Source organism: Ancylomarina sp. YFZ004 (assembly GCF_054254355.1).
Map to the genome: position 1 here is coordinate 56,750 of NZ_JBTCHQ010000009.1, position 20,933 is coordinate 77,682.

Annotated in this window: 17 protein-coding genes and 1 riboswitch; of the genes, 7 read left to right on the plus strand and 10 right to left on the minus strand. The window is 35.4% G+C overall.

From position 1 onward, the window contains the following. Positions 1-32: 32 nt before the first annotated feature. The 4 genes from ACXR6G_RS14180 to ACXR6G_RS14195 all read right to left on the minus strand — a co-directional run bounded on the left by ACXR6G_RS14180 (position 33) and on the right by ACXR6G_RS14195 (position 3,903). A complete protein-coding gene (locus ACXR6G_RS14180) occupies positions 33-512 on the minus strand; it encodes a gliding motility lipoprotein GldH (protein ID WP_458362098.1) in 480 nt (159 codons plus the stop codon). 107 nt (positions 513-619) lie between these two features. Beyond that, entirely contained in the window at positions 620-1,771 is a 1,152-nt protein-coding gene (locus ACXR6G_RS14185; protein WP_458362099.1) for a PSP1 domain-containing protein, read from the minus strand. A gap of 338 nt (positions 1,772-2,109) precedes the next feature. Further along, positions 2,110-3,234, minus strand: a complete 1,125-nt coding sequence (locus ACXR6G_RS14190; protein WP_458362100.1) for a DNA polymerase III subunit — start codon at positions 3,232-3,234, stop codon at positions 2,110-2,112. A gap of 234 nt (positions 3,235-3,468) precedes the next feature. Beyond that, entirely contained in the window at positions 3,469-3,903 is a 435-nt protein-coding gene (locus tag ACXR6G_RS14195) for an NfeD family protein (protein ID WP_458362101.1), read from the minus strand. A 426-nt stretch (positions 3,904-4,329) separates the two neighbouring features. On the opposite strand from ACXR6G_RS14195, the gene ACXR6G_RS14200 reads away from it, so the two are divergent. The 6 genes from ACXR6G_RS14200 to ACXR6G_RS14225 are packed head-to-tail and all read left to right on the plus strand — an operon-like array spanning position 4,330 to position 10,884. Next, a complete protein-coding gene (locus ACXR6G_RS14200; protein WP_458362102.1) occupies positions 4,330-5,544 on the plus strand; it encodes an acyl-CoA dehydrogenase family protein in 1,215 nt (404 codons plus the stop codon). A gap of 18 nt (positions 5,545-5,562) precedes the next feature. Continuing rightward, on the plus strand, positions 5,563-6,555 hold the full coding sequence (locus tag ACXR6G_RS14205; RefSeq protein ID WP_458362103.1) for an isopentenyl-diphosphate delta-isomerase: 993 nt from the start codon (positions 5,563-5,565) through the stop codon (positions 6,553-6,555). Positions 6,556-6,597: 42 nt separating this feature from the next. After that, positions 6,598-7,923, plus strand: a complete 1,326-nt coding sequence (locus ACXR6G_RS14210; protein WP_458362104.1) for a hydroxymethylglutaryl-CoA reductase, degradative — start codon at positions 6,598-6,600, stop codon at positions 7,921-7,923. Positions 7,924-7,930: 7 nt separating this feature from the next. Beyond that, on the plus strand, positions 7,931-8,866 hold the full coding sequence (locus tag ACXR6G_RS14215; protein ID WP_458362105.1) for a GYDIA family GHMP kinase: 936 nt from the start codon (positions 7,931-7,933) through the stop codon (positions 8,864-8,866). 17 nt (positions 8,867-8,883) lie between these two features. Then, positions 8,884-9,921 (plus strand): diphosphomevalonate/mevalonate 3,5-bisphosphate decarboxylase family protein, encoded by a 1,038-nt coding sequence (locus ACXR6G_RS14220; RefSeq protein ID WP_458362106.1) that lies wholly within the window; start codon positions 8,884-8,886, stop codon positions 9,919-9,921. Positions 9,922-9,930: 9 nt separating this feature from the next. Continuing rightward, positions 9,931-10,884, plus strand: coding sequence for a GHMP family kinase ATP-binding protein (locus ACXR6G_RS14225; RefSeq protein ID WP_458362107.1), 954 nt, complete (start codon positions 9,931-9,933; stop codon positions 10,882-10,884). Positions 10,885-10,963: 79 nt separating this feature from the next. Here the strand turns inward: ACXR6G_RS14225 and ACXR6G_RS14230 are convergent, their stop codons facing one another. From ACXR6G_RS14230 to ACXR6G_RS14240, 3 genes are all read right to left on the minus strand, one after another. Continuing rightward, positions 10,964-11,344 (minus strand): hypothetical protein, encoded by a 381-nt coding sequence (locus tag ACXR6G_RS14230; RefSeq protein WP_458362108.1) that lies wholly within the window; start codon positions 11,342-11,344, stop codon positions 10,964-10,966. Positions 11,345-11,514: 170 nt separating this feature from the next. Beyond that, a complete protein-coding gene (locus ACXR6G_RS14235; protein ID WP_458362109.1) occupies positions 11,515-12,369 on the minus strand; it encodes a Cbp1 family collagen-binding glycoprotein adhesin in 855 nt (284 codons plus the stop codon). Between the two features lie 327 nt (positions 12,370-12,696). Continuing rightward, positions 12,697-13,551 (minus strand): Cbp1 family collagen-binding glycoprotein adhesin, encoded by an 855-nt coding sequence (locus ACXR6G_RS14240; RefSeq protein WP_458362110.1) that lies wholly within the window; start codon positions 13,549-13,551, stop codon positions 12,697-12,699. A gap of 298 nt (positions 13,552-13,849) precedes the next feature. Here ACXR6G_RS14240 and ACXR6G_RS14245 point away from each other — a divergent pair, with 298 nt between their 5' ends. Further along, positions 13,850-16,387: an ATP-binding protein gene (locus ACXR6G_RS14245; protein WP_458362111.1), complete on the plus strand. Its 2,538-nt coding sequence runs from the start codon at positions 13,850-13,852 to the stop codon at positions 16,385-16,387. Positions 16,388-16,393: 6 nt separating this feature from the next. On the opposite strand, the gene ACXR6G_RS14250 is transcribed toward ACXR6G_RS14245, so the two are convergent. The 3 genes from ACXR6G_RS14250 to ACXR6G_RS14260 all read right to left on the minus strand — a co-directional run bounded on the left by ACXR6G_RS14250 (position 16,394) and on the right by ACXR6G_RS14260 (position 20,840). Then, a complete protein-coding gene (locus tag ACXR6G_RS14250; protein WP_458362112.1) occupies positions 16,394-16,633 on the minus strand; it encodes a hypothetical protein in 240 nt (79 codons plus the stop codon). A 26-nt stretch (positions 16,634-16,659) separates the two neighbouring features. Next, positions 16,660-17,985: a sigma-54-dependent transcriptional regulator gene (locus ACXR6G_RS14255; protein ID WP_458362113.1), complete on the minus strand. Its 1,326-nt coding sequence runs from the start codon at positions 17,983-17,985 to the stop codon at positions 16,660-16,662. A gap of 239 nt (positions 17,986-18,224) precedes the next feature. Then, positions 18,225-18,420: riboswitch (cobalamin riboswitch) on the minus strand. Positions 18,421-18,464: 44 nt separating this feature from the next. Beyond that, the gene (locus ACXR6G_RS14260) at positions 18,465-20,840 is read right to left on the minus strand and encodes a transglycosylase domain-containing protein (protein ID WP_458362114.1); all 2,376 of its coding nucleotides are present in this window, start codon (positions 20,838-20,840) and stop codon (positions 18,465-18,467) included. Positions 20,841-20,933 lie beyond the last annotated feature (93 nt).

The window sequence follows — 20,933 nt, forward strand, 5'->3', positions numbered from 1 at the left end:
AGCTGGCTGGTTAATTATCTTAATTTGAGTATTTAATTACTTGTTTTATCAATTTTGATACCGATATTTACGATACCTGGTAAATTTTCGTCTCTCATCCCGTGAACCATTTCAAAGGTGTAAAGTCCTGGTCTTGTGAATAGAATAGCTGGTTTGTAAAGCATTTGCAAATCAAATATATTGCCAAAACCACTACCATACCATTCACCCGTATCACTGGCAAGATGGCACTCGAATTTCTCTTCGCTTATTTTACCATCAGGGTCAATTTGCTTAATAAACAGCCATAGATTACTATAGGGGTATTTGCCCGTATTTCTGATGTTAACAGAAATGTTGTGTAGTTGAATTGAATCTGTTATTTCGACCTCAAAACGAGCAATATTCTCTTTACTCCATTCGTGATTTGGGATGTCGATATAATTCTCAAAGACAGGACTATCCTGGCAGGCACTTGTTATAAATATGAGTGCTAAACTAAGAAGTAAAAGGTATTTGGATTTAAACATCATTGATCTTGAATCTATCAGGTCTTAATTCTTATAAGCAAATAAAGTATTGAGTTGAGAATAAGTCTGTCTCAGTTCTCAATACTTTATATATTTTCACACGTGAAAATCTACTCGTTTGATTTATTGATCTTACGAGGTTTTCTACGGAATTTACGTTTAGGTCGAGGCTTCTTAGGTGTCTCTGATTTATCGAAACGATTTAGACTATCTTGTCCTACTACATTTTCGTAATCAAGAGCTTTTATTTTTACTTCTTCTTTCTTGACCAAAAGCTCGTTTACCTTTGTACCTTTTTTATTTAAACTGATGATCTCTTTTACCCTATCGATAGGAATCTGTACCATATTCACAGCGTAATTCTTATCGAAGCTGTACCACATTATACGTTTGAAAATATCAGTTTTCTGATGGTAAGCAGTACCGTCATTACATTCCAAAGGAACGTTTGTTGCTGGAAAATCCTTACGTGCATCGATGTAAACATCCATTTCGTAATTCAAGCAACACTTTAGTTTCCCGCATTGGCCAGCTAGCTTTTGAGGGTTTAAAGATATTTCTTGATAACGAGCTGCATTGGTTGTAACTGAGACAAAATTGGTAATCCAGGTAGCACAACACAATTCTCTTCCACAAGGGCCAATTCCACCAATACGCCCAGCTTCCTGACGTGCACCAATCTGGCGCATTTCAATTCGAATTCTAAATTCTTCGGCTAAAACTTTAATAAGTTGACGGAAATCAACTCGTTCATCGGCAATATAATAGAAAATGGCTTTGGTCTTATCACCCTGATATTCAACATCACCAATTTTCATATTCAACTGTAGTTCAGCTGAGATTTGGCGAGCCTTAATCATGGTTCTATGCTCAAGAGCGATGGCTTCATGCCACTTTTCTATATCAACAGGTTTGGCTATACGGTAAACTTTTTTTGCTTCGTAAGTTTTAGGATCGAGCTTTTGTCTTTTCATTTGCTCCACCACTAAATCACCAGTTAGTGAAACAATACCAATATCATGTCCGGGAGATGCTTCAACAGCAATTATATCGCCACGCTTCAGTCTTATTTTATTATTGTTTGAATAAAATCCTTTACGTGTATTCTTAAATTTAACTTCTATAATATCGGGACATAAAGCGCTTTCAGGAACATCACCTAACCAGTCGTAAACATCAAGTTTACCTGCCAAAAGGCGGTTGTCTGTTTTACCTTTCGAGCAACCTCCACATTTCCCTTTTGGTTCCTTTTCTTCTATCATATGTGTATATATTGAGTGCAGAAACTCATTAAAGCACGGTGTTATGTACTCAAATGGCTTGCTTCATCTTTGTATAGGGTTCGAATAATTGTCGAACTGAAAATTCTACAATCGTGTCTGCAAAATTAGCTAATAAAATGGGACATCTGTCAGATATACTGAGAGTCTATACCAAAAATAACTCCTAAAGTTAATTAATTTTTTAAAGGACTGTAGAATCAGGAAGAATATATGGAAAATGAACTTCTTATTATGATGATTATCTGATTAAAAGAACCTTGGGTGACTTTAGGATATGTACTATTTTATTAGATCGCCTTTTTATTATTTTAATGATGTTAGGGGCGTAATAATTTAACCCAGCGTAAACTTAAATCCAGGAAAATGATTTTTGCATTACCATTTCGTTCAATATCATTATAAGCTTTGGTTAGTTCATCAGCAATTGGCCAAACATTATCTTCGTTGATGAAGGGTGAGAAGCGTTGAGAAAAATTCATTTCCTCCCCATTTAGGAAAACCATTTCCTCTTGCTTCAGGTTTAGAATGAAGTTTTCACGAATCATCTTCAGACAGTACTGAAGAAAACTCTTTTGTCTTTCACGACCAATTGCACTAATTTCTTCAGCCCAAGTCATCAGGTCAAGCACATTTCGTGCATAACAAATACGCATAATGCTTACAAAACGATCGAAGTTAAAGGCATTTTCATCGGAATTCTTAATTAGGATTCGTGCCTTTCGGTAACTTCCTTCTGCTAATCGAACCAGGTTATTCAATTCGGTGTCCGATAAATTGTACTCCGTTTTGATAGCTAGGCTAAGTGCGTCCTTTTCTATCCTAGGAATTTTCATCATTTGAGCTCTTGAACGAATGGTCTGAAGGATTCGGTTAGGTTCTTCTGAAACCAGAAAGAATATGGTTTTAGTCGGCGGCTCTTCAATCAGCTTTAGAAGTTTATTGGCACAAGAGATATGCATTTTCTCTGGTAACCAGATAATCATAATTTTGTAATCCGATTCATAGGTCTTAAGATTCAGTTTTTTAAGAATCTCACTACTCTCATTCGAGTAGATCATACCCTGAGCATTTTCTACACCAAGGTTAGCATACCAATCATTAAGATCGAAATAAGGATTGCTTAGAACCTGTTTCCTCCAGTTTTGTATATATGTATCACTAACTGGATTACTGGCGCCTTTACCTTTTACAACAGGAAAAACAAAGTGTAAATCTGGATGAACGAGTTTTTGATATTTCTTGCAAGATGCACATTGCCCACATGAATCATTGGCTTGTTTGTTTTGGCACGAAACATATTGAGCAAAAGCAATAGCCATTGCTAATTTGCCTACACCTTTTTCACCAACAATAAGTTGCGCATGACTCACTCTATTAGCGTTTACCGTTTGAATAAAGCGAGACTTCGTAGCCTCTTGTCCAATAATATCTTTAAACTGCATGTATTTTAGTTTGAATCGTTAAGCCAGTGATCGTGACATTTTCAAATAGATATCAAAGGTAAAAAAAATAGAGCTTGTTCGGATATGTTTTTTCAGTGATAAATAAGCATTAGATGATTCATTGTTTGCTTAGGAAATGAAAAAATAAAAGGCCGAACAAAATGCTCGACCTTTTTTTCAATATATGAGGGGTTAGGGTTATTTCATACTGGAAGTAAATACAAGTTCAATCATTTATTTTACAGTTAATATGATACTATCATAACTTACTACGGTAACAATTTGTCCCTTTGAAATTGCTTTTCCATCAAAAGAGACCGCTTTCCAGTTGTCACCATCAACTTCTACACGACCGGTTATTTTAGTTGAATCAACAGTTTCAACAACTCTTGCTTTCTTACCTAGTAAAGCATCAGCATTTGTTGAGACATAATCTTTAGCTTTAAAAATGAACTTCTTTGCGAAAGGTCGAATGAAAATGAGGTTTAGTAAAGTAAATCCAGCAAAAAGTAAAAGTTGCTGAGTGACATTTAAGCCGAAATACGCGCCTACTCCTGTTACTAAAGCTCCAACTCCAATACAAACAGCAATAAAGCTTGTCATGAATATTTCAATCATAAAAAGGAGTACTGCCGCTAGTAACCAAATATGCCAAATCTCAAATTCCATAGTGAATATCTTTAATTATATGTAAATTTAGATTATACAGTTAATAAAAACTACTGTCAAATCTGTCAAGTTTATCTGAATTGCTGTGTGTCCCATTTTTACTGACATTTCAGCTTTAGTACGAATTGAATTTGAAGGTGTAATAATTCCTTTTTTGTTTTTTTTATTTTCGATTTACTGTTAATAAATCGAATTGTCCATTGAGGATGTTTAATAGAATTAAGTTTCAAGAATATTGATTTAAGCCTATTCGATGGAATGAGGCTATAGATTTAAGTCAAATGTTCAAAGTTTAGTTCCTTCCCAATAGAGCTTATTTTTATCAAAATTAATTCTAAATAATTTTTAGAGATAGAGGATTTTATATAGGTTTGCTAATTAAAAGACCTTCGAGTCTGTTATTGAATAAAAAGAGCAAAACAATTTATGAATCCTTACACAAACAAAGAACACGAAGAACTTAGATTTAGAGTTAGAGGATTTGCTGAAACGGAAGTGAAAGTTTTGGCTGCAGAATTAGATGAAAAAGAAGAATTCAGTTCGCATTTGACCCAAAGAATGGGAGATTTGGGACTTTTTGGAATTTATCTTCCACAGGAATATGGTGGACAAGGAAAGGATTATTTATCACTACTAATTGCAGTTGAAGAACTGGCTCGTGTTGATGCTTCACAAGCTTCAACTCTTGCAGCACATAATTCTTTAGGCATTGGGCCTATTTTTTATTTTGGGTCAGAAGAGCAGAAATATAAATATTTGCCTCAATTATGTACCGGTAAACATGTTTGGGCTTTCGGTTTAACTGAAGCCAATGCCGGTTCTGACTCAAGAGGAACACAGAGTAAGGCTGAATTAATCAATGAAAATTGGATTATAAATGGATCTAAGAAATTTATTTCTAACGGTTCTTCAGAATCTTCACTAGGCGTTACGCTTCAGGTAATCACAGATAAGGAAGATGGTAAAAAGGAATTATCTGTTATCTTAGTTGATCGGAATACACTCGGATTTAAGACTCATCCTATGAAAGGGAAAATGATGTGGCGAGCTTCTGATACGGCTGATTTGACCTTTGAAGATAGCCAAGTGCCTAAAGAAAATCTATTAGGTGAGCTGGGACAGGGAGCTAAAATTATGCTTAAGACTCTTGATTCAGGTCGTTTGACCATTGCAGCAATGGCACTAGGCTTAGCGCAAGGAGCATACGAAGAATCTCTAAAATACGCTGAGCAACGTGAACAGTTTGGTAAGCCTATTGTGAAATTTCAGGCCATCGCTTTTAAGTTGGCTGATATGGCAACAAAAATTGAAGCGGCAAGAGCTTTATTGTATCAGGCCTGCTGGTTGAAAGATAATGGGCATGAGTTTGGAAAACAATCGGCAATGGCAAAGCTTTACTGTTCGGAAATAGCAAGAGAGGTAGCCAACGAAGCGGTTCAAATTCATGGAGCACACGGTCTTTTGAAATCTTCGATTGTAGAAAGGTTCTATAGAGACCAGCGTATTCTGGAAATTGGAGAAGGAACCTCTGAGATACTTCGATTAGTTATCTCGAGACATATAACGAGTGAAAAGGACAATAAAATAAAATCTAAGGAGTCTGACGATAAAGCTAAACTGGCTTTTTGTGAAACTTCATAACTGAATACAAATAAACGAATGACTGACAGAAAACGAGACCATATTGATTTGGCTTTCCGTTCGCATATGGAAAATGCTTTGGCTGATAAGCGGTTTTATTACGAACCTCTTTTAAGTGCTCATCCTGACAAGGAGCTAAAACCTTTTGAGTTCTTGGGCAAGCAATTGCGAACACCAATTTGGGTTTCGAGCATGACTGGCGGAACAGAAAAAGCTGCTAAGATCAATTTGAATTTGGCTCGTGCTTGTTCTCAATTCGGAATGGGAATGGGTTTGGGCTCATGTCGTTCTTTACTCGACAGTAAGTCTCATTTTGCAGATTTCGATATGCGTGCTGTCATTGGCGATGATTTACCTCTGTATGCCAATCTCGGTATTTGTCAAATTGAGACATTGATAAAAGATAAGGCTCTTGATAAAGTTGAGGCTATGCTCCTTAATTTACGAGCTGATGGTTTAATCGTTCATATCAACCCGATGCAGGAGAGTATGCAGCCGGAGGGAGACTTATTGCAACGTTCTCCTATAGAAACGATACAGGAGTTGATGGAGGAGATTAAAGTGCCTCTTATCGTAAAAGAGGTCGGTCAGGGAATGGGACCCAGAAGTATAGAGGCTCTTATGAAACTACCTATTCAAGCTTTGGAATTTGGAGCTTTTGGTGGAACTAATTTTGCAAAGATAGAGTTGATGCGTCATCCTGAAAAGGCAGGACAGGTGTTGGACGCTTTGAGTGAAATTGGACATAATGCTGAAGAGATGCTCGAATGGGCAAACGATATTTATGAGAATAGTAAAAAGATTCAGTGTAAAGAATTGATCATTTCAGGAGGTATTACCTCTTGTTTGGATGGCTATTACCTAATGAAGAAAAGTAAGATGCCTGCGATTTATGGTCAGGCTTCGGCTTTACTAAAATATGCTCAAGCTGAGTATGTCGAACTCGAATCTTATATCGAGAGCCAGATAAAAGGTCTTCAACTAGCTGAGGCTTATTTGGATCTTAGATAGTGAGAGATGATTGAGAATTTAGTGTATTAAATTAATATCCTTATGGACAATAAGATAATAAAAGGTTTTTCGAAGCTTTCACGTCTTGAGAAGTTGAAATACTTGGGTGAGATTAGTGGGAAAGGTGAGCAGATTGAAGCTGATTTGGATTATTTCAGATTGAATGATCTCGAGCAACAGAATTTGTTGGATGAGATTAGTGAGAATACCTTATCAAATTTCTTTTTACCCTTTGGAATCGCACCTAATTTTGTGATCAATAATAAGGTGTATCATTTACCGATGGTAACTGAAGAGAGCTCTGTGATTGCAGCAGCTTCACGCTCGGCAAAGTTTTGGGCAGAGCGTGGTGGTTTTCATGCCAAGATTGTTTCTGTTGAAAAAACGGGTCAGGTTCACTTCATGTGGAATGGTAAAAGCGATCGTTTAAAGCAAGCTTTTTCTGAGTTGAAGAAAGAGTTGATGTGCGCAACACACGCTCTTACAACCAATATGCGACGTCGTGGCGGAGGAATTCTCGACTTGTCTTTAATTGATATGAGTCACGAACTGGAGAACTATCACCAATTGCATGTGAGTTTTGATACGCTTGATGCTATGGGGGCTAATTTCATCAACTCATGTTTGGAGATGATGGCCAGAACACTGGAAACTTTCATTCAGAGCCAAGACGATTGGACTAAGGAAGAACGTGAGTGTGAGATTGTGATGTCCATTTTATCTAACTACACGCCTGACTGCCTTGTGGAATGTTGGATTGAGTGTGATATAAATGAATTAGATGGTGTTTTTGAAGGAATGACTGGTGAAGTTTTTGCCAACAAATTTTTAAAGGCAACTCAAATTGCTGAACTCGATGTTTACCGAGCATGTACACACAATAAAGGGATTATGAATGGTGTTGATGCGGTGGTATTGGCAACAGGAAATGACTTTAGAGCCGTTGAAGCGAATGCTCATGTTTGGGCATCGCAAACAGGAAAATATAAGAGCTTGACCAAGGCTGATATTAATAATGGACGATTTAGATATGAACTGAAATTACCGCTTGCTTTAGGTACGGTTGGTGGTTTAACGAAACTTCATCCTCTAGCGAAACTAGGATTAGAACTTCTGGGCGATCCTTCAGCCAAAGAGTTAATGATGATGACAGCTGCTTCAGGTTTAGCAAATAATTTTGGAGCCATCCGCTCACTGGTAACAACAGGAATCCAACATGGGCATATGAAAATGCATTTGTCAAACTTGCTGAATACTTTTAATGCGAATAAGGCTGAAAAGTTGATGGCTAAAACCAAATTTGCTGAAACAACCGTGAGTTATAGCGAAGTTGAGAATTTTTTAAATACCATTAGAAACACAAAATAAATAGGATTTGGAACAAGCACAGTTTTTTTATTCGAATGGGAAACTCCTGATAACAGCTGAGTATTTGGTGCTTAAAGGTGCCTTGTCTTTGGCAGTTCCAACGCAGTATGGTCAATCGCTAGCTGTTTATCCCAAAACAGATAAGGGGATGACCTGGCAAGCTTTTGAGAATGATAAGAAATGGTTGAATTTTCAACTTTCATTGGATGAAATAACAAATCCGATACAAGAATTACCATCTGAAAAAACCTTTATTGCTGAGCTTTTGAATCAGGCTTTAATTCTAAATCCTAATTTAATAAATGGTTCAGCTTTTCGATTTGAAACCCATCTGAATTTTAATCGAAATTGGGGTTTGGGTTCTAGTTCTACCTTGATAAACAATGTGGCACAATGGGCTCAAATAGATGCTTTTGATCTGCTCAATAGAGTTTCAAAAGGATCGGGATACGATGTGGCCTGTGCACAGAATGACACACCCATACTTTTTCAAAGACTAAAGAAAAAGATTTGGACTGAAGCCTGTATTTTTTCACCTGAATTTAAAGATCAGATTTACTTTCTGTATCTGGGAAAAAAACAAAAGACAGAGAATGAAGTCAGGCGATTTTTAACTCAAAAGAAGGATTACGCTCAAGAGGTTCAAGAAATATCAAGCTTATCATTACATCTATTAGATGCTGAAATAGCAATTGACTTCGATAAGATAATTGAGGAACACGAAGCGATTACCTCAAATATATTAGGAATTCCAAGCATAAAGAAACTCGCTTTTTCTGATTTTGAAGGATCCATAAAATCCTTAGGTGCTTGGGGTGGTGATTTTGCAATGGTCCGTAGCGATTGGGATATAAAAACATTAACAAACTATTTTCGATTGAAAGGCCTAAATACACTTATCCCATGGGATAATATGGTGCTCGAAGATGAAGGTGATTTGTAAATAAGAAATTGAGAAGAATGGAAAATACGATCATATGGGAAAGTCCATCTAATATAGCTTTGGTTAAATATTGGGGGAAAATGGGTGTGCAATTACCTTGCAATCCTTCTTTAAGCATGAGTTTAAACGCATCAGTTTCTCGTTTCGAACTCACTTATTCTCCGAAGAAAGCGGGTGAGAAAGATCTCATCTATCTTTTCGAAGGGAAAGAGAATAAAACTTTTGAAGAGAAATTGAGTAAATTCATTGATTCAGTTTCAAATGATTTACCATGTTTGACTAAATACCAACTTGAGATTTCGAGTTCTAATACCTTTCCACATTCAGCTGGTATTGCAAGTTCAGCCTCTGCAATGAGTGCTTTGGCTTTGTGCCTTTGTAGCATGCAAGAGGCCATTGATGAGATGGAGACGCCTCGTGATTTCTTCCTTCAAAAAGCTAGTCGAATTGCTCGTTTAGGTTCAGGAAGTGCATCTCGATCAGTGTTTGGTCAGTATGCCATTTGGGGTGATATGGAAGGCTATACAGAGAGCTCTAATTATTTTGCCATCCCTTTTAAAGGAACGATTCATCCAACTTTTCAGGATTTGCAGGATACGATTCTGATGATTGATTCATCTGCCAAAAATGTTTCGAGTACGGCAGGTCATGCACTGATGAAAGATCATCCATATTCTGATGCTCGTTTTCAGCAAGCACGTTTGAACATTTCAGAATTAATACAAGTCCTGGAGCAAGGCGATTTCAATAAGTTTACTGGTATTGTAGAAAATGAGGCGCTTAGTTTACATGGGTTGATGATGAGTTCAAATCCATCGTATACTTTATTAAAACCTAATACTCTAATCGCTATAGAGCGTATTAAAAATTTTAGGGAACAAACTCAAATTCCACTTTGCTTTACATTGGATGCTGGGCCTAATATTCATCTCTTGTATCCAAAGGCTAACGAAAATATCATTCAGAACTTTATTAAGCAAGAATTGATTGAGCTTTTGGAAGATGGAAAATATATACAGGATGGTATGGGGAACGGACCTAAGAGAATTAAATAAGACATTGTAATGAATCATAGACCCGAACAATATTACGCTAAAATTTTACTCTTTGGGGAGTACGCCGTTCTATTTAATTCCATGGGATTGAGTATTCCGTATACCCATTTCAAGGGAGAGTTGAGTTTTATCGATGAGAATAAATATACCGATAGACTTTTTGCTCGCCGATCGAATCTTGAGCTTCAAAAATTCTGTGCATATATTGAAGAGAAAGAGCTTGATAGTTTTATTCAGATAGAAGCCTTAAATAAAGATGTTGCAAAAGGTTTATATTTTGAATCGAGTATTCCTGAGAGTTATGGATTAGGGAGCTCAGGTGCCTTATGTGCGGCTATTTATAAAAAATATGCAATTCAGGCTATTCCCAATAATCGAATTATTAGAACTGAGCAGATTACCGAATTGAAAACTTTATTTTCTCAATTGGAATCGGGGTTTCACGGGCAAAGTTCGGGTTTAGATCCTTTGAATTCTTATCTAAAACTGCCGCTTCTGATTCACAATTCTAAGAAAATTGAATTAGTGACACTGCCAGGTCGTAAGTTTGGTCAGGATAGTGCTATTTTCTTGGTTGATACCGATAAACAAGGGAATACAGCACCATTGGTTAAGGCTTTTCTTAAATCTTGCGAAGAGGAAGAATATTCAGAACAGATCAAACAGGAATTTATTCCACTTAATAACAATTGTATTCAAGAACTAATAAAAGGCGAGTCTACGCCTTTCTTTAATAATGTTGCTAAGCTATCTAGCTTTCAGTTACAACATTTCAGATCGATGATTCCAGATGAATTCCTTTCCGTTTGGGAGCTTGGTCTCGAAAATAAGATGTTCTCGCTTAAACTTTGTGGTTCTGGAGGCGGAGGTTTTCTATTGGGATTCACACAAAATTATAGCCAAACACAAGAGCTTCTTAAGAGTAAAGGACACAAAATTGTTACGGTTTATCAGAACAATTAGAGTATCTGTTATTCTAAAAAAAACAAATCCCGATCTGCTAATGCAAATCGGGATTTGTTTTGTGAAGTTATTTCCTGAATTATTTCAAGTTTGCCTTTCTTCTACGTTGTGCTTTGAAATAAAGAAATTGAGCTCGCAAACTGTATATTCCTCCTGCAATTACGAAAAGGAAAATGATTTGTTTGCGTCCCAGGCTAAATTCAGTAGCAAAGCCTTTTGATAGCATGAAAACTGACATGCCTACAAGAAGAAGTGTTAAAACACCTGCTAAGTGACCAATTACTGAATTCTCATTTTTAATACCATTAGTAAAAGAGAACAGAATTAGTCCAAATACAGCTGGGATTAGAGCTGTGAACTGCATGTCTCCTAGTTCTACATACCTCATTATAAAGCCAAATGATCCGAGTAAGATAAGTAGTAGAGCGTAAAATTTATTGATATTATGTGCTTTGTTCATAATTGAATGCTTTTATTTATTTAGAATAAATAAAAATACTAAATAATTCAATTAATACAACAACGGATCTCGTATTTGTGAATTGAGATTACCAAAGGCTTAAAAATAAGAAAGGCTGTTCGTAATGAACAGCCTTTCTTGGACAACCTTAAAACTCAACCATGAATTGATTATCGAGCCTTAACTACTAGGAATTTTGAAGACTTCCAAAATTCGTCAGCATTAGTAATGGTAATACCTTTACCTTCTTCAAACTTATAAGAGCTTGCAGAGTGAACAGTAACCATAGTAATCTTCTTTCCTTCAACAGGAATCAAAGTAGTCTCAGTGATATCAATTTTCTTAAATTCTTTTGTATCTGCATTCTCGTTTAAAACAGTAGCAGCACCGATTCCGATAAAACCAGCTTTCTTAGCGATAACATTCTTAGCTTTTAGCTCAGAAGTAGAACCTACTACATAATAAGCAGTGTTCATTGAATTTGTTCTTTCGCTAATAGTTTTAGCTTGATCAGCATTTTCTGTAGTCAACTCGTTAACTGCAGTATCTAATTTAGTAACGTCAGCGTTTAATCCTTCAACTTTAACGTTAAGGTTAGCAATTTGCTCTTTCATAGCTGCGATATCAACTTCTTTCTGAGCAACATCAGCTTTCAAACGATTAGTTAATTTTCTCAATTTAGAGTTTTGGTACCAGCTGCTCTTAAGTTTCTTGTCTAACTCAGCAATTTTAGCTTTGTTCTGCTCAAGTAAGTTGTTGATAGCAGTGATGTTTTTTGAGATTTTTTGTTTTTGAGATTTTGTAGGAGTCTCAGAAGCAACAGCTACAATATTTTCTTTTTCTTTAATGATCTCAAGATTCTCTTCAATAGAGTTTAAAGTAGAGACGAACTCATTAATAGAAACTTCTTTCTGCTTAAGAGTTTCAGTAAGTTGTACTTTATCAGCTTTTAGTTGTTCAAGTTCCTTTTGGTTACAAGAAGCAAAAAAAGTTAAGATCAATAATGCAATAATAATACGTTTCATAGTCATGTTCTAATTATACAATATTCAAAATAAATTCAAGTTTGTATAGTATAAATACTGTGCCAGAAATAAATTTTGAAAAATTATGTTTTAAAATTTACGATAAAAGCCACTGCTTGTAGGCTTTGTGTGGTGTATGTTGTTTTTGTTGGAATAACCAAGGTTCTACTTGTTTAATAAAACTGTGGAATATTTCCCCACTGGTGTGGTGTGATTACTCAATTATGTAACACATTTGCTTTACTAAACGAAGAATATATGTTAGGAGAGATGAAAGACCATCTTATGGAATGGCCTTTCTTTAATACACTTTTCAGTAGGGTTTGATTATCGAACTTTAACAACCAGGTATTTTGAGCTTTTCCAAAATTGTTCAGCATCAATAATTGCTAATCCTTTTCCCACTTCAAATTTAAATGAGTTTAGTGGATGAGTTGTAACAAGTTCAACTTTTTCACCTGTAATAGGGATTAATGCTGTTTCTCTAATATCAATTTGTTTGAACTCTTTTGAATCAAAATTTTCGTTTAAAACAGTAGCTGAGCCAATGCCAATAATACCACCTCTTTTAGTAATGATTTGTTTCAATTTTAACTCTGAACTAGAACCAATGACGTAATAAGCGGTGTTCAAATTATTTGTTTTTTCTTCAATCGTTTTTGCACTCTCAGCATTCTGAGCACTCAAATCAGTAACTGATGTATTCAAATTTTCAACTTCAGTCGTTAAACCATCAACTTTAATATCCAAATCAGCAATCTGCTCTTTTAGAATAATAATATCAGCTTCCTTTTTTGCGATATCAGTTTTCAAACGAGTTGTTAACTTTCTAAGCTTCGAATTTTGATACCAACTGTTTTTAAGTTTTTTATCTAATTCAGCAACTTTTAAACGATTTTGCTCAAGAATATTATTGATAGAATTAAGTGTACTTGAAATTTTTTGTTTTTGAGATTTGTCAGGATTTTCAGAATTTACAAGAACAATTTTTTCTTTCTCTTTAATAATATCAAGGTTTTCTTCTATCGAATTTAGAGTTGCTACAAAATCATTAATGGCAACCTCTTTCTGATTGGCTACGTTTGTAAGTTGTAGATTATCTTCTTTAAGTTGTTTGATCTCTTTTTGGTTACAAGCAACAAAAAATGGAAGGATTAATAGGGCAAAAATAATACGTTTCATATTTTTCTATTCTTTAGTTATGTGATTCTAGTTTAATTCTTGATACCTGTATTGTAAATACTGTGCCAAAAGAAATTTGCTTATCTTATTTTGCACCATCAATACTGTAAATTGCTTAAAATGTGGCAGATGAGATTTTAATGAAGTGATTTAACTTCCACTTTGAGTCTTGAACTTAGATTTGAATTGGGGAATTATTAGCCAGAACTGAGTGAGAAATCCTCAATTGTAGAATTTTAACATCGGTTTATATATAAAATCCTCTAAATTTGTATTTTACAAACATTTCGAACCTCATATGGTAAAAAATAAAGATCAACACATCAAAGTAAAAGTGATTGCAGGTTATCTTGTATTACTAGTAACGATAGTTAGTGCTGGGTTTATTGGTCACTCAAGCTATAAAAGGTTGATGAATTCAGTTTCTCAACTCTCCAAGCCTGATGCTGAAATTTCTCGTATGAACCACCTTCTTACGGATCTTTCTGAAGCTGAAAATCATATTCGAATTTATTCTTTGACTAAGAAAGATCAGTATTTGAATTTGTTTGTAAAAAAGGTTGAGTCTATTAAATATGATCTGGATTCTTTGCGTTCAAGTAATATTAAGAATGCACATTCAATCCAAATGATTGATTCGATGATCTTTTTGATTGATGTTCGTTCCAAAAAATTAAATGCTTTTGCTCGAATAAAAAAGGTTAAGGAGAGTATAAATTATACCGAACAAGCTTTAAAAGAATTGAGTGATGCCTCAAATTATTCTCGAGCAGAGCTTGAGAACTCTATAACCAAGCGGACTATTGTTGATACAATAATGAAAACCAAGAAAAAGGTAGAAGAACCTAAAAGTTTCCTTGGAATTAAATTTGGAAAGAAAAAAGAATCCGAGTACGAGGTTGTTGATCGTGTGATTGAGCGTCAAGAGGTGGGTATTGATAGTAGTTTTATCTTAAAGCAAGATAGCCTTTTCAATAGTTTTAAGGAAGAATTAGAGTCATCTCGTAGGAAAGAGCAAAAGGCTCGTGAAAGATTAATGCATGAGGAACTCAAATTAGTTGATGAAAACTCTATCATATTACAGAAGATAAAAAAGCTACTAACTGAGCTTGAACAGCAACAAATCAGAGATATTACACAAAAGGTTACCCAAACCGAGCAGTTAGCTAAAGACTCCATTATACTCATTACCATCGTTATTATTGTTGGGTTTATTTTTGGTGTATTATTCATCCTTTTTACCCTGCTCGATCTTTCAAAATCAGATTATCTAAAAAAACAACTTATCCTTGCCAAAGGCAAAGCTGAGGAATTAGCTAAGGTGAAAGAAGAATTTTTAGCATCGATGAGTCATGAGATTAGAACACCATTAAATGCTTTGATTGGTTTTTCCCGCCAGCTTGAAAAAACCGAAATGAATACTGAGCAAACAAAGTATGTTGAGGTGATAGAGAACTCTTCAAATCATCTTTTAGGTTTGGTTAATGATATTTTAGATTTAGCGAAAATTGAAGCTGGTAAACTAGTGATCGAAAAGCAGAGTTTTGAACCAAAGAAATTGATTCATGAGGTTTTCAATCTGCTAAGCGAAACGGCTAATAAGAAGAACTTAGAATTTTCATGGACTTACGAAGGTGAAGATCAATATTATTTTGAAAGTGATCCTTTTCGTTTAAAACAGATTCTACTGAATCTTGGTTCCAATGCCATTAAGTTTACAGAAAAAGGTGCTGTAAGTATAAAGGCTGTTATGGAAACAAATGCAGATAAAAACATTCTTAAAGTAAGCTTAATGGATACTGGGATTGGTATCTCTTCAGATAAATTAGAACATGTGTTTGAAGATTTCAGTCAGGCAGAATCGTTCTCTGCAAGAAAATATGGTGGAACTGGATTGGGCTTATCAATTAGTCGTCGATTAGCTAGAATGTTAGGTGGCGATTTAAGTGTCAGCAGTGAATTGGATAAAGGATCTGAGTTTTGTTTAAATCTTCCAATTGTAAAAGGAAATGTAATAGGTGAAGAGTCTGTATTGAAGGTGATAAATGTAGTGCCCGACGCATTGAAGCAAAAAAGAATATTGGTGGCTGAAGATGATGAATACAGTTCTCTTTTGCTGCAAACAATTTTTAAAGGTTGGAATCTAAATGCAAACTTTGTTGACAATGGTTTGAAGGCTCTTGAAAGCATGAAAGATACCAAGTATGATATCTTATTAACCGATATTCATATGCCTGAAATGGGAGGTGTGGATCTTTGTAAGCATATTCGAACCAAGCTAAAATTAGATATGCCTATTATTGCTCTAACAGCGAATGTCCGTCAAGTAGATTTAAATAAATACATCAAAGAAGGCATGTCAGCTTACTTATTGAAGCCTTTTGAAGAAGATACATTACTTCAAATCCTGTGTGAGCAATTGAATCTCGAAGTTGAAATAAGCCCAATAGAGGAAGTAAAATCAATATATGAAACCAATCATCTATTATTTGAATTATCTGAGATAGAGAAATTCACTGGGGGGGATAAAGGCATAGTTAATCAGGTCTTGACTAGTTTCGTTCGAATAGCTAAAGAAAGTTTGCAGCTCCTAAAGGAAGCAAGTAAAGAAGAAAATCATACTCAGTTAGGCGAAATAGCCCATAGAATGTTGAGCTCTTATCGTCAACTTGGAATAGTTTCAGCAAGCGAGATTTTGATAGAATTAGAAAAAATGATTCATCAAAATCCTGATGAGCTAATGAATCTTGATGAGGTGAACAGTTTTATCGATAAACTAGATGAAATATCAAATCAAGTTTTTGAACAAATTGAAGACTTGCAAAAGAACTCTTGATCAATTTTATAGTTTTCCTCCTAAAAACATTCTGAAATATTTCGTGTGTGAGTAGAATGGAATATAGAAATCCCAACTTGATTTTTTGGTTAGGTAGGTCAAGAACAAACCATCAATTAGAGGTCTGAAGAATAAAAAATAGACTATCATGAATTGACTAATGTCGAATTCGGGTTTGTAGATAAGAATGAATGGAGCACAAACCGTAAGGTAATAAATTGTATAATCTAGGAATTTTCTTGTCATTCTTTGTTAAGATTTTAAAGGTGAAATCAGCCCTCAATACCGTATTGCTTCATTTTAGTATAAAGTGTTTTTCTATCGATATTGAGTAAGCGAGCTGCCTTCGATTTATTGTTGTTGACTTCTCTCAAAATATCTATAATTTTATCTCTTTCTGTTGAAGCCTGAATGAGTTTCAGATCTGTTGTATTATCAGATAGGGTAGTGGTCTCCTGATAGTGGAGGATTTCTGTAGGTAAGGCAGATGTTTCAACACGATCCCCTGTACTTAAAAGTAAGGCTCTTCTGATCACATTTCTAAGTTCTCTTAAATTTCCAGGCCAGCTGTAATCTTTTAACTTTTGAATAAATTCATCAGAAAAATTATTGATGTTCTTATTGAGTTCCTTATTGGATAGGCTTAGAAAATTATCAGCAAATAATTTGATATCTTCTTTTCTATCACGAAGAGCTGGAACCGAAATTTTGAATTCGTTTAACCGGTGATATAAATCTTCTCTGAAATTAGCCTTATTAACCTCTTTAATTAGATCTTCATTAGTGGCAACGAGGATTCTAACATCGGTATCAATATCATTATTACTGCCAAGCTGTCGGATTTTTCTTTCTTGAATAGCTCTTAATAGTTTGATCTGGATTTCGTAGGATAAATTTCCAATTTCATCCAGGAAGAGTGTTCCTCCTTTGGCAAATTCGAACTGACCTTTTTTATCACTAATAGCACCCGTAAATGAGCCTTTATTGTGACCGAAAAGTTCACTGCCGGCTAATTCATTCGACAATGCACCACAATCTACTGCTACGAAATTTTTATTCTTTCGGGCACTGGCCTCATGAATTCTACGTGCAACAATTTCTTTCCCTGTTCCACTTTCACCCTCAATAATTACAGACATATCAGTAGGAGCAACCAGACTTATATACTGATCTATTTGAACTGAATTCGGGCTTTTACCACGGATAAATTCAATTTTCTTCGTTTTATCAACAGTTTTAGATTTTGCTATTGCAGAATTGATAAGTACGAGTATTTCTTCAGGATTGAGAGGTTTTGTTATGTATTCGTAAGCTCCTAGTTTAATAGCATTCACGGCTGTTCGAATTTCAGCATAAGATGTCATGATGATGACGGGCATGTGAGGATTCAAACTCTTTATCTGCTTGAGAAGATCAAGACCATTGATATCTGGTAAGCGGAAATCACTAATAACTAAATTCGGCTTAAAACTGCTAAATTTTTTTAATCCTTCATTGGCAGAAAAGGCGATATCTGATTCGAAACCTTTCTTATTAAGTAGGCCTTGAAGCATGATACAGATCGTAGGATCATCGTCTATAATGAGGATTTTATTCATAATGAGCTTATCGGGATGCTAAACTGTGAAAGTCAATTTAAACAAAATTAATTAAAAAGCTTTGATGGAATACTATGAGTTTGAAAAAAAAACAAAGGATTGTAAGCTTGCTATCGCAATTTTACAATCCTTTTAACAGTTACTTATGAATTTTCACGAGCAATCTATGGCAAAGATCAACTCTGCTTGCGTCAAAAAAGTGAAAGGTTACAGAGACTTTCTGCTTTTCTTACCCGAAAGCTAAACTCATGATTAAGGCAGGTCTTCTGGCTTTTCTCAATTTTGAACACCTTCCCGTTTGATAGAAACAGTGGTCTTTCGTTCAAAATACAGATTCGAAAAATTTCGAATCGAGAATTACAGCTGCGGGGACAGCTCCTGTTTTTAACAGGATTCCCTATTATTCCTTTCGGAACCCAAATCGTTCTGCAAGTTTAATCAAAAATTGATCATTTGCCAATATTACCAGATGACTGATTTTAAAAGAAATCTTCTTCTTCACTTTCGATTAAACCTTTATTCCTGGGATTTGCGGATTGTGTGTTACAATCCAAATCAATATTGAAGCCTTCTGGCTTTTCAAATTTGCCTTTTGATATATTTAAAGATTCATCAGCATATACTTTTTGCATATATAGTGCCCAAATAGGTAAAGCCATATTGGCTCCTTGTCCCAGTCGAATACCTTCGAAGTGGATGGCTCTGTCTTCAGCACCAACCCAAACACCAGAAACAAGGTTGGGTGTAACTCCCATAAACCAACCATCAGAATGGTTTTGAGTGGTTCCGGTTTTCCCCCCAATAGCGTTGCGAAGGTTGTATTTCCATCCCAGTCGCCCACCTGTTCCTTGCTTCACTACACCTTGGAGTAGGTTGGTCATTAAATAAGCTGTTTTAGCACTCATCACCTCATGCTTTTGTGGGATAGAGCGAGCAACTTCGTTTCCTTTACTATCTTCAATTCTTGAAATAAAACGAGGTTTAATGTAAACACCTTTGTTGGCATAAGTTCCATAGGCTCCGACCATTTCTCTAACCGTAATTTCTGATGTGCCTAGGAATATTGATGGTACAGGATCAATTCGACTGATAATACCCATTTTTTTAGCCATATCGACTATGGTTTGAGGTTTGAATTGTTTCAAGACCCAGCCAGAGATATTATTTACAGAATGGGCCAATCCCCATTTAAGTGTCACCATTTCTCCCGTTCGAGCACTGGTTGAATTTCTAGATGTCCATGTTGTTCCGTTACCCAAATCAAAAGTCGGTGCAATATTTGGAACCTTATCGCATGGTGTTAATCCTTCTTGCATGGCAACCGTATATAGGAATGGTTTAATGATAGAACCAACTTGACGTTTACCAACATTTACCATATCGTACATAAAGTGTTTGTAGTTTGGTCCACCCACGTAGGCTCTAACCTCACCTGTTTGTGGAACCATTGACATAAAACCAGCACGAAGAAACCCTTTATAATAAAGCATAGAATCGTTAGGTGATAATAGGGTATCACGTTCTCCCTTCCAAGTGAAAATTCTCATTGGGGTCGGTGTTTCAAAAATACTTTTTATAGAATCAAGAGAAATATCTTTGTCCTTTAAAACACGATATCTTTCACTTCTTTTCATCGATAGGTATAAGTTCTTTTCTACGGCTTCATCGTCCAAATCATTTGAAAATGGAGGGTTTTTGTGATATTTCTTCTCTCTGTCGAAAGCTGACTGTAAATCAAGCCCTAAATGTTCTCTGACGGCTTGCTCTGCATATTTCTGCATACGAGAATCAAGCGTCGTATATATTTTTAGACCATCCCTATAAATATTATAGAATTCACCATCTGCTTTTTTATTTTTATTGCACCATCCAAAAAATGGGTTGTTCTTCCACTGAAGGGAATCTTCAATAAATCGTTGTTTATTCCAGGAAGGATATCTGCTTTCGACAGGTTTTCTTGCTGTAAGGCTTGTTCTTAGATACTCTCTAAAGTAAGTTGCGCTGCCTCTTTTATGGTCAACCTTTTGGTAATCCAGGTTAAGAGGTAAAAGCTTTAGTGAATCGTATTGCTGTTGCTCAAGATAATTGTATTTTACCATTTGACTGAGCACAGTATTTCGTCTATCTCGTGTCAATTCTGGTCGTCGCAGTGGGTTGTAATATGAAGAGTTCTTAGCCATTCCAACTAACATAGCTGATTGTTCAATGCTTAATGAATCTGGAGTTGTATTAAAATAAACACGAGCAGCCGACTTAATTCCTATAGCTTGATTTAAAAAGTCATACTTATTTAAATACATGGTCAGAATTTCCTCTTTGGTATAGCTGCGTTCAAGTTTAACGCTGATAACCCATTCGCGAAATTTTCGAAACACCATATCAAATTTGCTACTGAAGCGCTCTCTTGGAAAAAGCATTTTAGCCAATTGTTGCGAAAGTGTACTTCCTCCTCCAGCATTTTTGTTGGCGGTAACCAATCCTTTAGCAACACGAGCAAGACCAATTAAATCAATCCCTGAGTGGTCGTAGTATCTAACATCTTCGGTTGCCACTAAAGCATGAACCATATCAGGAGATAAATCCCCGTATTTTACGAAACTTCTGTTTTGGAAATAGAATTTTCCAAGAAGAACCTTATCTGCAGAATAAATTTCGGTAGCCAAACTATTTTTTGGGTTTTCAAGCTCCTCGAAACTAGGCATAAATCCAAAGTTTCCATTTGATATACCCATAAATAAAAAGATTACACCTAAAACTACTAGAGAAAACATAGTCCAGAATGCAATGATATATTTTTTAAAATTTTTAGATCCTTTAATTTTGTTGTCTGTATTGTTAAGATCTGACTCAGTCATATTATCTAAAATTAATTGTTGTTCGGCTTTGTTTGTATGCAATTGGTTCGTAAAAATAGTAAATAAAACAACAAATCTTATGAGTTAGTTTTA

What these genes read in the sequence shown, in the direction of transcription:
- ACXR6G_RS14180 (WP_458362098.1), bottom strand. Translation starts at nt 512, where the DNA reads ATGATGTTTAAATCCAAATACCTTTTACTTCTTAGTTTAGCACTCATA.
- ACXR6G_RS14185 (WP_458362099.1), bottom strand. Translation starts at nt 1,771, where the DNA reads ATGATAGAAGAAAAGGAACCAAAAGGGAAATGTGGAGGTTGCTCGAAA.
- ACXR6G_RS14190 (WP_458362100.1), bottom strand. Translation starts at nt 3,234, where the DNA reads ATGCAGTTTAAAGATATTATTGGACAAGAGGCTACGAAGTCTCGCTTT.
- ACXR6G_RS14195 (WP_458362101.1), bottom strand. Translation starts at nt 3,903, where the DNA reads ATGGAATTTGAGATTTGGCATATTTGGTTACTAGCGGCAGTACTCCTT.
- ACXR6G_RS14200 (WP_458362102.1), top strand. Translation starts at nt 4,330, where the DNA reads ATGAATCCTTACACAAACAAAGAACACGAAGAACTTAGATTTAGAGTT.
- ACXR6G_RS14205 (WP_458362103.1), top strand. Translation starts at nt 5,563, where the DNA reads ATGACTGACAGAAAACGAGACCATATTGATTTGGCTTTCCGTTCGCAT.
- ACXR6G_RS14210 (WP_458362104.1), top strand. Translation starts at nt 6,598, where the DNA reads ATGGACAATAAGATAATAAAAGGTTTTTCGAAGCTTTCACGTCTTGAG.
- ACXR6G_RS14220 (WP_458362106.1), top strand. Translation starts at nt 8,884, where the DNA reads ATGGAAAATACGATCATATGGGAAAGTCCATCTAATATAGCTTTGGTT.
- ACXR6G_RS14225 (WP_458362107.1), top strand. Translation starts at nt 9,931, where the DNA reads ATGAATCATAGACCCGAACAATATTACGCTAAAATTTTACTCTTTGGG.
- ACXR6G_RS14230 (WP_458362108.1), bottom strand. Translation starts at nt 11,344, where the DNA reads ATGAACAAAGCACATAATATCAATAAATTTTACGCTCTACTACTTATC.
- ACXR6G_RS14235 (WP_458362109.1), bottom strand. Translation starts at nt 12,369, where the DNA reads ATGAAACGTATTATTATTGCATTATTGATCTTAACTTTTTTTGCTTCT.
- ACXR6G_RS14240 (WP_458362110.1), bottom strand. Translation starts at nt 13,551, where the DNA reads ATGAAACGTATTATTTTTGCCCTATTAATCCTTCCATTTTTTGTTGCT.
- ACXR6G_RS14245 (WP_458362111.1), top strand. Translation starts at nt 13,850, where the DNA reads ATGGTAAAAAATAAAGATCAACACATCAAAGTAAAAGTGATTGCAGGT.
- ACXR6G_RS14250 (WP_458362112.1), bottom strand. Translation starts at nt 16,633, where the DNA reads ATGACAAGAAAATTCCTAGATTATACAATTTATTACCTTACGGTTTGT.
- ACXR6G_RS14255 (WP_458362113.1), bottom strand. Translation starts at nt 17,985, where the DNA reads ATGAATAAAATCCTCATTATAGACGATGATCCTACGATCTGTATCATG.
- ACXR6G_RS14260 (WP_458362114.1), bottom strand. Translation starts at nt 20,840, where the DNA reads ATGACTGAGTCAGATCTTAACAATACAGACAACAAAATTAAAGGATCT.